Here is a 15,844-nt window from a genome sequence, read left to right on the forward strand (position 1 = left end):
AAACACATAATTAATATTTTTCAATCGTGTGACATATTTAATTACGATGGATATGAATGATGAATAACAAAATACCCTATACAAGTTATTATGGGCTTGCGAGTGAACTCTGTAGTCAGGGCGAAGCCGTTGAGTTTCTTCAGCCGTGGTATAAGCCGGTCTCGACCACGCCAGAAAATACGGGAATGGCTGTCGGTGGCATTGGTTCGACATTTACACTGACCCCAAAAGGTGAGACCCCGAATTTCAGTTTTATTCCCGGTATCTATATTGACTGTTCCCAAGAACAAATTAATTTTAATGATTTTTATATATCCGTCATGGATGATCTTGATGTTGATAATCTCCGCATCCATCATCTTGAGGATTTAGAGCGATTCCTGACATTTTATCCCGTCACTGTTGCTGGTGTTGAGCTCGAAATCGATAATGAATCGAACACCTTATCAAGAATTAAACAGGGGCTGCGTGGGTTAAATTTCTATCTTGAGAATCAGGAACGATTTGCACGTTGGCAGATTGAATTTACCGAGAAAACTCAGCGTTTAATTCACCAAGCACCTCAGGCACTGGAAACTCAGCTCTGGGTCGCGATGGAGTTTTTTAATGGGTTATTGGTCAACGAGTCAGCCGAAGTGTCCTCTCTGGCATCTCGCCGTGTCGCTGACATTGATGTCGTAAAATCAGACGATATTCATTATCAAGCCTTATACCCGATTGCACAGTATGAATATACCCACTTTGATGAGGTTAAAGTGCACCGTAAAGTGGTGTCACCAATCATGAAAGGGGATGAAAAACTGTGTTCTCTGCCGCTGCACTGGAATCACTTCCATTTAGAAAACCGTTCCGGGGTTACCAAGTTAGTCACGTTAGCGCAGCCTCTTGATAACCTGATTGGTTCCACCTATCAGAAAAGTCGTCAAGGGGTTCAGGATTCATCATGTTCACTGGTTCGCAATGTCATTCAGCAGCAACATCAAGCTGCCGAAATAAGTGATGAACAGCGACAGTTTATCGGGGTGAGCTTAACCAGTGATTCTCCTTATCAGTCTGATATTGAAGGGGAAGTTCTATATGGTGTTGTGGCGGATCACGCCGATCTGAATTCGGGTAAGGTCACGATTACCGTGAAACCAACCCTGTATGACTCTCAGTTAGATGAAGTGTTAGTTGCGGCATTAAATATCGGACGCACCAATCGCTATTTTGACTGTGGGACTTATACCGGGCGCGAACCCCTGTCAGCCTTAGTGGTTGTTCAAGTCGAATTACAGCCCGGAGAGTCACTGGATTTAAGATTTTTACAAGTGATGGATCACAGTAAGATTTGGTTGGACAACTGGCATTCCGAAAAGGCCTATAGCCGCTTTTTCCCGACACGTGACAGAGCGACACTGATGGCGACCGAAATGCTGTCGCAACTGGAGTCGATTGAAGAACGAATCATCCGACAACAGATTGCGCTCTATGACTCGGTTGCCCAACAGATGAAAGCACGCGAGAGCGCGGTCAGCTTTTCCACCATGGCGATGAATACCTTATCGTTTCTTGCGGAGTCCACGGTGTGGGACTGTCATGATCGGTTTTTAGTCAAAGAATGTGTGGATTATCCATTTTTTAATTCGCTGGATGTCTATTTCTATGGCTCTTTTGCGATTCTGTATCTGTTGCCACGTTTAGATGGCAAAGTCATGGAAGCATTTGCGCAGGCTATTTTGTCTGAAGACGAAACGCCCCGGCGCTATTGGGAGTATGCCGAACGACCTTTTGCTGATGTGAGTGATGATAAATATTTGGGGGTTCGTGCAGTTTACGGTGCCGTTATTCATGATTTAGGAAGCCCGTTTGATATCCAGCCGGATGCTTATAGCTGGCATAATGTTAAAGAATGGAAAGACCTTGCACCTAAATTTATTCTGATGGTTTATCGTCATTATCAGGAGACTGGCAATCACGCGATCATTGAAGCATGCTGGCCTGCGGTACAAGAAAGTATCAATTATTTATCTTCTTTGATTGAACCTGGTGACACACTGCCGTTCGTGCACGGAACCGATGATACCTTTGATAATCTTTCTTCACATGGTGTTGCCATTTATTGTGCGAGTTTATGGGTTGCCGGGCTTCAGGTGGCGAGTCAATTAGCTCAAATGATGGGGGAGCAACAACTCGCAAGCGAATATCAACAACGTGCGGATGCCGCTCTTGAAACCTTAGAACAGACTTTGTGGGATGAGCAAAAAGGTTATTACCATTTCTCTGCAACGCCGATTCAAGTGAAGCACCTGACAGGGCAAGATTACCAGCCTCTCCAACAATTAGGGCTGATGTTATCGGGTGATCGTGTGGCCGATGCCCGGCTCTTGAATGACTATCTTAATCATGTTGATCAACACAGTGAACAGTCTCGATTTGAACAGCGATTGGACAAGAAACAGCAGCTTTTAACGATTGCTCCGCTGGCATTCAGTCATGAATATCACGCCATGGCGATGGATTCTGATAACAGTTTCGGTGATGCGTTGGTCGCAGATACCTATTTGAAACTGATGGGGATGGATGGACTATTTCGTCCGGACCGAGTGAACCGGACACTCGATTTTATCTACCAAACCAATTACTTAGAAAATAGTCCCCATTTGGGGGTTGCCAATATGACTCTTGCTGACGGTGCCCCGCATGATGCTTTTCAGGCTCAGGATGTCTGGGGTGGGGTTCAGTTTAGTGTCGCGAGTGCGCTCAAATTAGCCGGAAAATATGATCAGGCCGAAACGTTATTGAAGACGGTTTACAATACGTTGTACCACTCCGCCAAAATTCCGTTTGCAGCACCGGAAGGATTCAATGGTTCTGCCCGCGTGACCGCCAGTGATTTACAGACATTACTGGCACTGAATGAGGCAGAAGCAGACCTGTGTCTACAGCGTTTAAAATCGGTTGATGCGATGCTTGAAGACGGGCGTGTTAATCCGACGCTTCGCGCTGAGAAAACAGAATTCATGCATGCATTTGTCGACACAGGGTTAGATGAGAAACAAGTTGAAATTCTTTATGTGTGGCTCATCAGACAGAGTATGAAATATACCGCAGGTCGTTATTTTAGACCGGGGATGGTGTTTTCTTATATTTATCGTTAATCCTGTCGTCATCATCAGGGCTGATGAAATGCAGCCCTGATTCTTCACTTATTTACATCTTCAAGTCACTTGAAAAGGATATTCCGGCCGGAATATCCTCTGAATGAAGCAAATTAAATATACGCTGAATCCTGCACGCCTAAAGGTGACTTGGGTATATGACTTATGCTAAAAGTGTTTAGTGTGAGTAGATTGATATTATTAAATAGGTTGATTATGGATAAGACTAATAAGAACATGGCACCTACCGCTTACGAAGTAGCGAAGCTTGCGAATGTATCCCCCAGTACCGTTTCCCGGTACTTTAACCGAACGTCTTATGTGTCCAATGACAAAACCGCCAAAATAGAAGAAGCGATTCGGGCGTTAGGATATAAACCTCATATTCATGTTGATCGACTCGAAAAAACACGATCGATGACCATTGGTGTGTTGGTGCAAAACCCCGATAGTCCATATACCAGTAGCCTGCTGATTGATATGGAAAAAGTATTGATGGAACATGGATATTCTCTCCTGATTTCTGTCAATAGCTGGCAGGCGACACTCATCTCACACTCTTTAGATTATCTGCTTAAAAGCAATGTCGATGCGGTTATCATTATCTCCGGTAATGTCGATAAAAAGCTGATCCAGAAGTGCTCAGAGAAAATTCCGGTCGTTGCGGTCGGATACAATATTGAAGGTGAGAGAATTAAATCGATCTCTTTGGATAATACCATGGGAGGATATTTAGCAACACTGCATTTAATCCAGTTAGGTCATGTCAATATTGCTCATATCAAAGGGTTAGCCGATCATGATGATGCGATTACACGGTTTGAAGGGTATAAGAAGGCGCTCGATGAAGCGGGTATCGGATTCAAAGATAAACTTGTTGTCGAGGGTGATTTTAGTATCAAAACCGGATACGAGAAGATGGTCGAGCTGATTGAATCTAAAGTTTATTTTTCAGCTGTTTTTGCCGCGAATGACTTAACCGCCTATGGCGTCATTCGGGCGCTCAACGAGTATGGGTTGAAAGTGCCGGATGATGTTTCTGTGATCGGCTTTGATGATCTCCCCATTTCGCCTTATTTTACGCCGTCGTTGACAACGTTGCGCCAGCCCTTAGATGAATTGGGTGCGATTAGTGCACGATGTATTTTAAAGCTGTTAAGTGGTGAAACTGAAGTTGTCAGACTGCCACCAATTAGTTTAATTGCCCGAGACTCCACTAAATCTCGTTATCAATAGTGTGTTATTTGCAGTTTGTTATGGACAATCAGTGATAAACAATCCGTTATTACAACTTATCATTAATAATATGTATCAATAGTCTCTTTTAATTGATATATAATTTTTATCAATAAAAAGGCCGGAAATATAATCATTTCCGGCCTTATAAACAAGTTTCTATGCTAGTCAGCCCCGATCATTGATGTGCTCTGAAATCATCGAGGAAACTCGCTGTCCAGAAAAATGGCGCATTCCAGTTGACGGTCACTTCATTCAGCGTCCATGCACCAATGTCATCTTTCCAACACGTCTGTCCGATACATTTCCCTTTCATCGATGATGCAACAGGGTCACTGAAGCTGATCGAGTTTGGACCACCAGACAGCACACCGGGTGGTACCCGTGGTGAATTTTGATCGATTGAGTGCGCCCAGAAACGATGATGCGGATTCATCAACGGGCGACTGCCATAACCGGATACATAAGACTGATCAAGCGGATTGCGTCCGAGAATGTAGTCCATGGCATCAATGACTGCGTCAGCGTATTTCGGATCATGAGTAAAGTCATAAGCAATACCCAAGAAGATACTCCGGTTCATGAAATTCGAGTTGGACCCCCATGTATACTCGGTTGCACTGTAAGGAATGTGGTAACCTTCTTTGGCAATTGCGCGCAGATACATATCGGCAGTATGAATGATATTCGCCCGTGCTTTTGCCTTGTCTGCCTTCGGTAACTGATTCGGTACCAATGCCAGTGTGATTGTTCCCGCAGTGCTGACGCCTTGCCAGTAGAGATCGCCGGTTGCACTCGCATCCCCTTTAGGGGTGGTCAGGTAATAGGGTGAAGATTGAATCGCATCCCGATACTCTTTTTTACCTGTGGTGGTAAAGAGTTCAGCAGCAGCCCAGTAGAATTCATCACCTAATTGGGTGTCATCGTATGGACCAGAACCAACAAAGTTGTCGTAAGCATACACATTTTTGTGTAAGTTCGCGGCTTTCCATGCTTTTTCGGCTGCAACAAGGCACCGTTTAGCAAAGGCTGGGTCGGTGTCTTTCCAGACCCGTGCACATTGTGCGGCAGTCGCTGCCAGATTGAGTGTTGCAGCAGTGGTTGGGTAGCTTAAGAAACGTTTTTTGGGATCTTTGTGAGGCGGCAGTGGCATGCCTGTCCATGCATCATCAGCAACCTTGTGGAACACCATCCCACTGGCGTCAATCTGTGTCAGTTTCAGATGATTCAATTGTTTCGATTGGTCACCAACCGGTACCCAGACTTTCGCATGTTCAGGGGCTTGCATCGCCATCATGAAACTCATCATCCATCTGGATTCATCTAACAGATCGTTGTATTTATTGTGATTTTCTGGGATTTTTACCTTGCCGTCAGCAAACGCACTGGCTTGTTTCGGATGGGCCAGTTTTTCGCGTTCGTAGTAGTTCATCAGGGTCCAGACGGAGATACCACCGTTGACCACATACTTCCCTTGATCCCCGGCGTCATACCATCCACCGGTCACATCTAAAGAGAAATCACATCCCGGCCAATCATTCCCTTTCGCATCGGTTTTATTGAAACAAGTGACAACCTCGGGAAGATGTCCGGCCGGACGAGCCAGGTTTTTGCGCTGTACATATTCGGGCAAAATATCAATGCCGCTCCGCTGTTGATAGAAGAAAGAAAGCGCATCGTATTTCATTTTTTGGTAAATCGAGTTATCAATCGCAAAGGGGTGGCTACGTTGACCATCAACTTCGAGCACAGCGCTGCTGACAGGCTGGTGAACACTGCTGAAATCGATAATTTGCACTTTTTCACCGGAGGCTTTATTCAGGCCAAATGGCGTGGTTTTTCCTTGAGCAATTTCATGGTTGTTGGCATCTAACAGTTTCCATGTTAGGGGTGATGTCTTCTGTGTGGCAATCACAGCACGCTTAGGGCCATCAACGAAGTAGCCGACTTGATTGACCTGAACCTTCGAGAGGTTGGCTTTTTTGGTGTATTTGGGGCCGGAGAGTGAAATATCTTTGACACAAACAGTCGTCGGATTTGCTTTTCCCATTTGGAATTGAAGCTGCACCTTATCATCGTTGGCTGAAGATTTGAATGAATAGTGGAATGACTTCAGTTCCTGATTCAAAGCTGTATCTTTGAGGAAGTAGCTGGTGTAGGGGGCGCCATCATGTTGAACCAGGGTTTTCACCCGGATCGGTTGGTATGCCTTTGCCTGAAATTGAATTTGATAAACCTCTCCCTTTTTCAGAGCGAGCCCGGATTGGCCTAAAATGACATCCCATGGATTGGCCCCTTTTTTATCAAAGGTAATACACCCCATTTGGTCGCTCGATTTCAGTGTTGCACCCGCGGCCCACCATCCATCGGTTCCTTGAGAAAAATGACCATTGGTGAGTAAGTTTTCTGAATGGACACTGTCATGATGGTTGGATGAAGCAGACTTCACCGAACAACCACCCAATCCAATAACACCGCAACTAATAATAGTCGCGATAGTTAACCGCTTTTGATTCATTTTAACCTCTTTATTTTTAAAGAATACAGATAGATATTCATTGTTAAATAAATAAATAGAATTACGTCTGTATGGTTGCCTTCCCTGATAAATTGGGTTAGATAGTATTTAGAATCGAGACATTCGATATTATTGATAAAACGACAGTTAAAATAATAATGCAAGTGTTAGTTTTTAAATTGTGAAGCTTATTGTTTTTTTGTTTTTCATACTAATCAACTTGTCAGAATTAATGAAAAGAAACATTTCATGGATGATGAATAAATTGTGACTAAAGCCTTCATTTTTATTTTTTGTGGTTATTTGAAATCTAGTTTTCAAATCTAGTTATAGACAAATTTTTATAAATATCATTAAAGTCAATTCACGGTTCCGAGAAGCAAAAAGGTCGGTGTTTATGCATTTTAATGTGTAAGCATCAGAATACATCTGTCACAACAAGGATATGAGGTTGAACATGATGACAACATTCCGATTAGTTTTTCAGGTAGTTTTATTAAATATTTTATTTGTATCTTCCAGTTTCGCTCTCGGTTGGAGTGGTTTGAATTGGTCTGTATCAGACGGCTGGAAAAATGGCGGCAGTGAGTTTGACTGTACATGGCAAGCCAAAAACGTATGGCAAGAATCCGGTGTTTTGGTATTGCATGCCAAGAATGAAGGAAGCTATAAAAGTTGTTCAGAAGTGAGAACAACGAACTATTACCGGCGCGGTCGCTATGAAGTCGAAATGCAAGCCGCAGCGGTTCCCGGTACTATCAGTTCCTTTTTTACTTACACTGGTCAATCAGGAACATCCAGTCATTATGAAGTTGACATTGAGTTAATGGGTGGGACGAACTTATTGCATACCAATGTATGGATTGGTGGCCGACAGTTTCCGTTGGATATTGATTTAGGCCAGTACGGAATGTCTATCTGGAGTATGGAAAAATACGCTTTTACCATTGATGCGAATGGCGTGACATGGGAAGTCTTTAGTCGCTATAACAATTCTTGGGTAACGGTCAGACGTGTGAATCAACGAGTGACAAGTTATATGCAATTATTCATGAATAACTGGATTAGTGCTAACCCTAATTTCCCACCTAGCCGTTATGATGGCCGTCCAGCTTACGCAAAATATAGATATGTAAGAGTAAATCGTTATGATTGATTTGGTTATATTTCAATCGTAGTTTTCATGATTCGTTATTGAAGAATCGATCAAATATCAATCTATTATCAGGTTTCCGCAGCGCATCCCCCGCGCAGCGGACCTTTATTGCCCCTTTATTTATATCTGAAGTATGTTGAAAATAATTACCTAAATAAAAGTCAGAATGATAAACAAAATAAAATCTATATAAGAAGAAAAAGAAACAAAATAATAAGAAACCAATTTAATATAAAACAACGTTAGTAATAAATTAATTTAATACAAATATAATAATCTTTATATTTAATTTAGAGCGTTTGAATATTATGAAACAAATAACAGTAAAATCCCTAATTTTATCGCTTACACCGATGATTCTTGTCGGGTGTAACTTTGAAAAGAATATTGACCATATCGATGTCGCTAAAAAAAGTAATGATTTAGTCCTATTAGGAACGGGTTCAAGTAGTGATATATCACCTTGGATTCAATCTGAAAAAGATGCTTGGAATCTTATGGCGGTGACTGAAAGTCAAACCAGCACGTCAACGATGAGTGCCACATTAAGCAATGGTACCGTTGACGTTCAGATTTCCGGTTCAGGCAGCAATATATTAATGATGCAGTCGGCATCTGGAATCGATGTGAGTCAATATAAGTCGGGTTATATTCAATTTAAGATTCGGCCGAAGAGTACCCCCCCATCTGCAATAACTGTCTCGATTGATAATGAGTGGCCGGTCAGAAGCAGTCTGGTTTTATCCGGTAAGCTGGCGGATGACCGTAACTGGCAAACACTCGCGGTGCCGGTGGCGTGTATGAAACCTTTTGATGGGGCGAAGGCGGTTGATTTGAGTCAGGTCAAGAATCCCTTCCATCTTGATGTGAAAGAAGCCTTTAATTACGAGATTACCGATATTTCCTATCGGCTAACCACCGATCAAACACCAGTTGTCGATCCCGTTACCTGTGGTGATGTTGCGGCAAAAAATAGTGTCAACCAAGCCCCGGATTTGGTGGCTGGGGATACGGCTGTATTTTATTCAGGTGATATAACCAAAGCACAAGATTTGAGTAGTACTTATCCATCCAATGATTTCAAAGGTAATGTTAAGAGTGTCAATAATGTCATTGCTGTATCGTTCAGTGAGAATAATGGGATTTTCTTAGGCTCTGATGATGCGAAAAGTGATTTTTCTTCTCATGCAACGGATGTCGTGACCGTTGATATGAAAGTCAAGAGTTATGGGGATTCAGGCAGCATTCAAGCCCGAATGGATGGTCAGACGGCTGTTACGGGTACATTCTTCTCGTTGGATAGTAGTGTGTTACCGGCAGACGATAAATGGTATCGGTGCCAGATGCTTGTTTCTTCAATGATCCCAACCTCCAATCTGACCTCAGTGAAAAAAGCACTTTATCTTTCTGGGGTATGGGATCAAATGAAGGATCTTGAATTTTCATTCGCCAATGTGGCAGTGATTAAACCGAGAAAAGATTATAACGCAAGTAAACCGTGTATTGCTTTGTAGATATTTTTATTAAGGAGGTTTTTTTAAATAACTTCATTCGTATTGTTATTCAGTGGTGATATTAAAAACATATATAAAAAATAATTTATGTTGTTTTAAATTCCAATAATAGGGACATAAACATGAGAGCATTGAAATTAATTTCTGCATGTATTGCAGTGGGCTTACCAATTATATCTCATTCAGCTTTTGCTGATGACGGATTCAGATTTTCTGGATATGCGCGTTATGGTGCAGCGTTTCAGGATAAGGATGAAAAGAAAGTCTCAACAGCGGGTGCGTTGAATGGTAATGCAACCGGCCGGTTGGGGAACGAGAGTAATGGTGGGGAATTTGGTTTATCAAAAGGGTTCACCAGTGATCTTGGCGATCAATGGGATATTGTGGTGCTGTTTGACCACTATTCTGATGAACCTTGGGCGAAAAGCGGGACCGGTGGTCTCAAAGTCAAAAAAGCGTATGCGAGTGTGACCAACTTTATCGATGCGCAACCCGAATTAAAGGTATGGGCCGGGCGAGATTTCCATCAGCGTCCACAAACGGGTCTGAATGACTATTTCTGGATGACGCATGATGGACAAGGTGCTGGCTTTTATAATCTGAATCTGGGTGGCGTAAAACTCGACTTCGGTGCTGTCGGTCAAGTCGATGGCGATTTGGTCGGTGATAACGGCAAATATGCCGTGACGTCAAAAGTACACGGTATCAACTTGTTTGATGATGCGTCGCTGGCGTTTTATGCTAACTACGGTTTTACATCGAAGAAAGCACAAAAACAGTCTTATTATGGTACCAGGGCGTATCAGTTAGCGGCTGATATCTCGATGTCGGGTCATCACCTCCTTTTCCGTTATGCTGATAATGCGAAAGATAGTGTATTTGAGTTGACTAAAGATCAGCGCGCTTGGTTAGCCAGTTTTGACGGTGCGACCAATATTTCTGAGCAAGCTGCTGTCGAGTACCTTGCCGCATACCAGTTTTTAGATGTGGCAGGTGTTGAAGACCGGGCAAACTATAACGTGATTGTGCGACCTACCTATAATTGGGATAGTATTAATTCTACTTGGTTAGAAGCGGGTTATAGCGTTGTTGATTATAAAGATATTAATGCTAAAAACAGTTCGTGGAAACTTACACTTTCTCAAAATATTGTGATTGGTTCTCCAATGGCCGCTCGTCCAATGTTGCGTTTTTATACCACGGTCGGTAAAGCAGACAATGAATATGTTGGCTTCGATACTAAGACAGGTAATATGCAATCGACTCAGTTAGACACACTGACAGTCGGTGCAATGTTTGAAGCTTGGTGGTAAGCCATCAGTATTCTGACCAGTAATTTATATCAACCTTATTGATCGTTCAGTAAGGTTGATATGTTGTCTCAGCGGTCTCTCATTGTTCACGGATTGTTCCATTTTGCTATTTCATAATTTCTCTACTGCATTACCGCTCATTTCTCGTCTCCCCTGATAATTGTTACTCATGGCTTCTGTCAGCTTCCTGACGCATCGTAATGATGGTTTGCCTCATAGACACCATAATTTTATGGGCTCAATATCTCATCGTGTGGGATGTTCAGTCATGTTTTCCGTTGCTGCGCTATAATCAGGAAGTGATAAGTGGACAAAGGATAGTCAGATGGCTGAAACCCCGTTCTGTATGGTGCTGACTACGATCAATAGCCAGGAAGGTTGTCAGTTGATCGTGTCACGTTTGTTGTCTGCACAACTGGTTGCTTGTATTCAGACATTACCGATCAATAGCTATTATCGCTGGGAGGGTGAAATTTGTACCGACCAAGAGATATTACTGTTGATGAAAACGCAAAGTCGTCACTATCAGGCGGTTGAGTCGGCGATTCGGGAAGTTCATTCTTACGAGGTCCCACAAATTATTCAAATCCCAGTGACGGATGGATTTCAGGCTTATCTTCATTGGGTCGAAACAGTGACACAGCATCCGGAAGAGCGGGGATAAATCAATCGATCCCCGCTTCTCGTTGGGCGTGTGATGAGAGCACTGGCAGCGTTTCCAGAGTCAAAGGCCATGTGTAAAGGCAATGGTTATTGCGTGATGCTGGCAATGACGTCACAGAAAGAAGACCGGATGCTGATGTGAGTGTAGGAAAATAGGGAAGAACAGGATAATCTGTATTGAATATCCTTTAATCGATAGACGGCAGTGAGAATGCTCTCAAGGAGTGCAGTAATGTCAGGAAATCAGAGCTTACAAACGGTGTTCCACACACAGATGGAAAATCCGCTGATTTGGCCTATTTTGGAAGTGCTGAAACGGGAATGTTCCGGCTGGAAAGTCCACACCCTTTCAGCCCGGCTGAATGAGTTGGGTTATGTCCCTGAGTTAGATGCATCACCGGGAAAGGATATATTCAAACGCAATTTTTTGATTATGAATGCTCTCTATCAACTACAAGAGATACTGTATCCCGAGCGTTGGCTTCAAGTTGAGGCGATGGATATTGAGTTACGGTTGGTGAGTAGTCATGTGGCGTATTTCATTGATCAGACTGATCCGCTACGCATGTATTATACCGACTGGAGTAATTATGAAGCCAGTGAAGGTGAAGTGAAACGCCTGCTGAATGAATTCTGGACGCGTTATCGCCAATATATTGGTCAGGATGACAACGTGACCGATATGGATAGAGCCAGAGCGTTGCGGTTATTTGAATTACCCGTTGATGCCAGTGATACGGAAATCCGTAAGACGTGGCGTAAGCTGGCGTTACGCTGGCATCCGGATCGCGATAATGGGGACACCGAAAGATTCCGCACCTTGTGTGAAGCATGGAATATCTTGCGTCAGACGGCAGCGGATAAAGTGATATAAGGTGACACTGTCACCTTATATGTAAAAATAAAATATGGACACATAAACCCGTGAAACGAATCAACCGGCTGTCCAAACTGACAAGAACATTTTGAGGGATGGTTGACGTCGCTTGTCTGGCAGAGTTATTGACTGGCATAGTTATTGACTGACAGTATTAATTGATCTGCCGTAATTGCGATTGCATTTGTTGGTCCAGACTGTTTTCAAACACATCAGCAGGGACTGGCCGTCCGTATAGAAAGCCTTGTCCATAGTTACAACCTTCCGCGATGATGAACTGCTCTTGTGCTTCTGTTTCAACCCCTTCAATAATGACCTGTAATTTGAGTTTCTTAGCGACTTGGATGATAGAGCGTACGATTTCTTTGTCTTCTTCACTGTCTGCCAGTGAATGCACAAAGCTTTTATCGATCTTAATACAATCGAAGGGAAACTTTTTCAGATAACTGAACGACGCATATCCGGTACCGAAGTCATCCAGTGATAGCGTCACGCCGAGTTGATGAAGAATCTGAAGGATATCGCTGGCTACTTTTTCATCAGTGATCAAACCACTCTCAGTAACCTCGATTTCCAGATGATGAGCCGGCAGTTGATAGGCTTGTAAAAACTGTTTGACTTGCTCTACAAAGCGGATGTCCCGTAGTTGTTTCGCTGAAACATTGACCGCAATTTTAAAGTCGGTCATATAGCGCGTCCACTGGCTGGCTTTTTCGATTGCCGTTTTGAGCACAAAGTTACCCACTTCAAAGATCAGGCCGTTTTTTTCTGCCAAGTGAATCAGCGTTTCACTGGAGATCTCCCCCAGCACAGGGTGACGCCAGCGTAGTAATGCTTCTGCTCCCATCCAAAGCCGTGTTGCCGGGCAGACTTTCGGCTGAAAATAAAGCATCAGATCGCCATTTCTCACCGCATGGAGCAAGTAGTTTTCCAACTGATGAAGGCGGAGTTGGGATTGGGCAAGCGCTTCTGAGTGGTAGTAATAAAAATGGCCGGAGTCTTTGCACGAAATCATCGCTGCGGACGCTTGTCCGAGCAGCTCGGTGACCGTGCTGTCTTGACCAGAAATGGCAATGCCAATGTAAGCATGTAGGTGAATCGACTGATGATGAATGTTAAAAACAGCTTTGCTTATGAGGACCAACTTCTCGCATAGCATATCCACGTCTTGTTTCAGATGACAGGATTGCACTATCAACACCAGATCGGTGGAATTAGGGCGCGCAGTTAACCATTCAATATTTTCAAGGTCCAGCGCTTTGAGTTGTGTATGATAGTGTTTCAAAACGCCTTCCCACTCTTGATAACCAAAGCGGGTTTGTAAATGACGGGCATTGCTGAAACCGATATGGATCACGGCAAATCGTTCCTCGCAAGCGGCACATTTTTCCAAGCGATTTTTTAGTTCGTCTTCGAGTGCGAAACGGTTAAGGAAACCGGTACTGGGGTCATGGCGTTGATTATATTGCAACTGGCGTTCGACAACTTTGCGACGATCAATTTCTTGATGCAGCGTCTGGGTCAGATTGACATAATCGACCGTATCGTGAGAAAGCGTGTTTTCGATGTAGTGATTGAGTCGGTTGATTTCAGATTGTTGCGTCAAAATGTTCAAATGAGATTCGATTGCGGACTGAAGGCTTTCCAATAACTGAAATTCGAGCTCATGGAAATGATGTATCTGGTTATCGATAATCACCAACATCCCAAATGGGATTCGATTGGGGAAATAGAGAGGTAATCCGGCATAGGACATAACCGCATCCGGTAAATACGTCGAGAGCGTCGGCTCTTCTTCTATATCGGAGACCCATAGCGGCTGACCTGATTCGAGAACAATCTGATGGAGTTGACAGTCACTGAGCTCATCAAGATTAAGCTCGCACTGTGAATGATGATTATGACATATTCGCTCATTTATACCTTCACGACAACGCAGCAATATCACCGCCGAAGAAGAGAGAATCCCAGCAGCGAGATTCACAATATTTTGCCAGTTATCCAGAATGTGTTCCGGAATGATCAAATGATTCGGGTGATTATTTGGCATGTTGTGATTTTCCTGAGCTCGGCTGTTTCATCAAAGTCAGCACTCTCCTTATAATCTAGCAAAAAAAAGCTTCGAGCACATACTCGAAGCTATAAAAATATCAATGGTGGACACGATATCATTGTTATTCTTTTGTTGCGAACCTGAGGAAAGGCTGAAGATCAACCGGTGCGTGCTCATCTACGGCTGGCCAGTGAAAGCCGTTCAACTGCATAAATGCTTTTTTGAAGGCCTGATAAGCATCGAGCTGAGAAAAATTATCGGCATTGATTTCTGCCAATAACTGCTGTGTTAGGGCTTGCACCTCCGGAGACAATTCGTGCTCATCCAAGCGAATCAGTCGCTCACCATCAACGGGGACAACCTCGGGACCATACAGCTTTGTGGTGAACAGGCGTTGCATCTGACTGTTGCAGTTTTCATCCACGCCTAAAGTGTGCATGGCTTGATTCAAAGCAATCAGATAAGGGCTCAGGCCGGGAATAAAAACACTGGCCCGAGTCAGCAACGCCTGACAGACTACCGCATAAGCGTGGCCACCATAGTTGGCGAGCTTCAGATTGAGGGAATGACTGGTTTGATGTAAATCGACTTTCGCCCGACCCAGTGTACCGTCTAAATAGATGGGATGCGTCAGTGGTGAGCCGATATATGAAAATGCCACGGATTGACAACCATCCGCAATTGATTCTGCATTAATCAATGTATCGATCCATGCTTCCCAGTCTTCTCCGCCCATGACTTTGAGTGTTGCATCGATCTCTTCTTCTAAAGCGGGTTCAAGCACGACATCTTGCCATTGGTCTTGGCCTAAATCGAGCAAGACACTCTCCATTGGCTGACCAATTGGCTTAATGGCTGAGTGCCAGAAGCTATCACTGCCTTCTGCTTTTCTGCGTTTACTGGAGGCAACGCTATAGATGATGAGATCAACTTCGCCTTCGAAGTAAGTCTCAATGGCTTCGATGACCGCTTCTTTGGTGTGGCGGGAAAAGACATCCCCCTGAATATTAATCGCGGTTCGGCCTTCACGTTGTGCGTACTGTTTAAAGTAGTAGTTGTTATAAAATCCGGCACTACCGGATTGATTTGTTTGTGGTGGTTTATCGAGAGAGACACCAATGGTGTCAGCTTCTGCACCACCAAATGTCAGTGCGATCCGAGCAGCAAGCCCCAGTCCGGAAGATGCACCTAAGATGAGGACGCGTTTCGGGCCATGTTGAATCGGCGGTGCGGTCTTCGCATACTGAATCTGTTGTATAATCGATTGCTCGCAACCGTAAGGATGTGCGCTATGTGCAACAACGCCATTGATCTTTGGGGTTATGTGCATGTCGGTTACCCTATGATGATGGTCAATATCATGATGATGAACAA

General features: G+C 43.7%; 10 protein-coding genes. 7 read left to right on the forward strand and 3 right to left on the reverse strand.

The genetic code is table 11. The features are described from left to right. The first annotated feature begins 56 nt into the window (after positions 1-56). Positions 57-3,140 (forward strand): GH116 family glycosyl hydrolase, encoded by a 3,084-nt coding sequence (locus BSQ33_RS16535; protein WP_232472013.1) that lies wholly within the window; start codon positions 57-59, stop codon positions 3,138-3,140. Between the two features lie 216 nt (positions 3,141-3,356). Beyond that, complete coding sequence (locus tag BSQ33_RS16540; RefSeq protein WP_039837108.1) at positions 3,357-4,376, forward strand: LacI family DNA-binding transcriptional regulator; 1,020 nt, start codon at positions 3,357-3,359, stop codon at positions 4,374-4,376. Positions 4,377-4,554: 178 nt separating this feature from the next. Here the strand turns inward: BSQ33_RS16540 and BSQ33_RS16545 are convergent, their stop codons facing one another. Beyond that, positions 4,555-6,894 carry a glycoside hydrolase family 9 protein gene (locus BSQ33_RS16545; RefSeq protein WP_088134704.1) on the reverse strand — a complete coding sequence of 780 codons (2,340 nt, stop codon included), beginning with the start codon at positions 6,892-6,894 and terminating at the stop codon, positions 4,555-4,557. Positions 6,895-7,351: 457 nt separating this feature from the next. On the opposite strand from BSQ33_RS16545, the gene BSQ33_RS16550 reads away from it, so the two are divergent. The 5 genes from BSQ33_RS16550 to BSQ33_RS16570 all read left to right on the forward strand — a co-directional run bounded on the left by BSQ33_RS16550 (position 7,352) and on the right by BSQ33_RS16570 (position 12,414). Further along, positions 7,352-8,050: a family 16 glycosylhydrolase gene (locus BSQ33_RS16550; RefSeq protein WP_021019209.1), complete on the forward strand. Its 699-nt coding sequence runs from the start codon at positions 7,352-7,354 to the stop codon at positions 8,048-8,050. Between the two features lie 308 nt (positions 8,051-8,358). Continuing rightward, positions 8,359-9,564: a putative glycoside hydrolase gene (locus BSQ33_RS16555; protein ID WP_088134705.1), complete on the forward strand. Its 1,206-nt coding sequence runs from the start codon at positions 8,359-8,361 to the stop codon at positions 9,562-9,564. Between the two features lie 122 nt (positions 9,565-9,686). Then, positions 9,687-10,877, forward strand: coding sequence for a carbohydrate porin (locus BSQ33_RS16560; RefSeq protein ID WP_021019211.1), 1,191 nt, complete (start codon positions 9,687-9,689; stop codon positions 10,875-10,877). A 325-nt stretch (positions 10,878-11,202) separates the two neighbouring features. After that, positions 11,203-11,541 carry a divalent-cation tolerance protein CutA gene (gene cutA, locus BSQ33_RS16565; RefSeq protein ID WP_088134706.1) on the forward strand — a complete coding sequence of 113 codons (339 nt, stop codon included), beginning with the start codon at positions 11,203-11,205 and terminating at the stop codon, positions 11,539-11,541. Between the two features lie 231 nt (positions 11,542-11,772). Continuing rightward, on the forward strand, positions 11,773-12,414 hold the full coding sequence (locus tag BSQ33_RS16570) for a DNA-J related domain-containing protein (RefSeq protein WP_021019213.1): 642 nt from the start codon (positions 11,773-11,775) through the stop codon (positions 12,412-12,414). A 157-nt stretch (positions 12,415-12,571) separates the two neighbouring features. Here BSQ33_RS16570 and BSQ33_RS16575 read toward each other — a convergent pair whose 3' ends face one another. Together BSQ33_RS16575 and BSQ33_RS16580 are read right to left on the reverse strand one after the other, a co-directional pair. After that, the gene (locus tag BSQ33_RS16575) at positions 12,572-14,467 is read right to left on the reverse strand and encodes a GGDEF and EAL domain-containing protein (RefSeq protein WP_088134707.1); all 1,896 of its coding nucleotides are present in this window, start codon (positions 14,465-14,467) and stop codon (positions 12,572-12,574) included. Between the two features lie 124 nt (positions 14,468-14,591). Continuing rightward, positions 14,592-15,800 carry a trans-2-enoyl-CoA reductase family protein gene (locus BSQ33_RS16580; RefSeq protein ID WP_088134708.1) on the reverse strand — a complete coding sequence of 403 codons (1,209 nt, stop codon included), beginning with the start codon at positions 15,798-15,800 and terminating at the stop codon, positions 14,592-14,594. Positions 15,801-15,844: the final 44 nt, after the last annotated feature.

Origin of the sequence: Vibrio gazogenes (genome assembly GCF_002196515.1) — a bacterium.
Classification (GTDB): Bacteria; Pseudomonadota; Gammaproteobacteria; order Enterobacterales; family Vibrionaceae; genus Vibrio; species Vibrio gazogenes_A.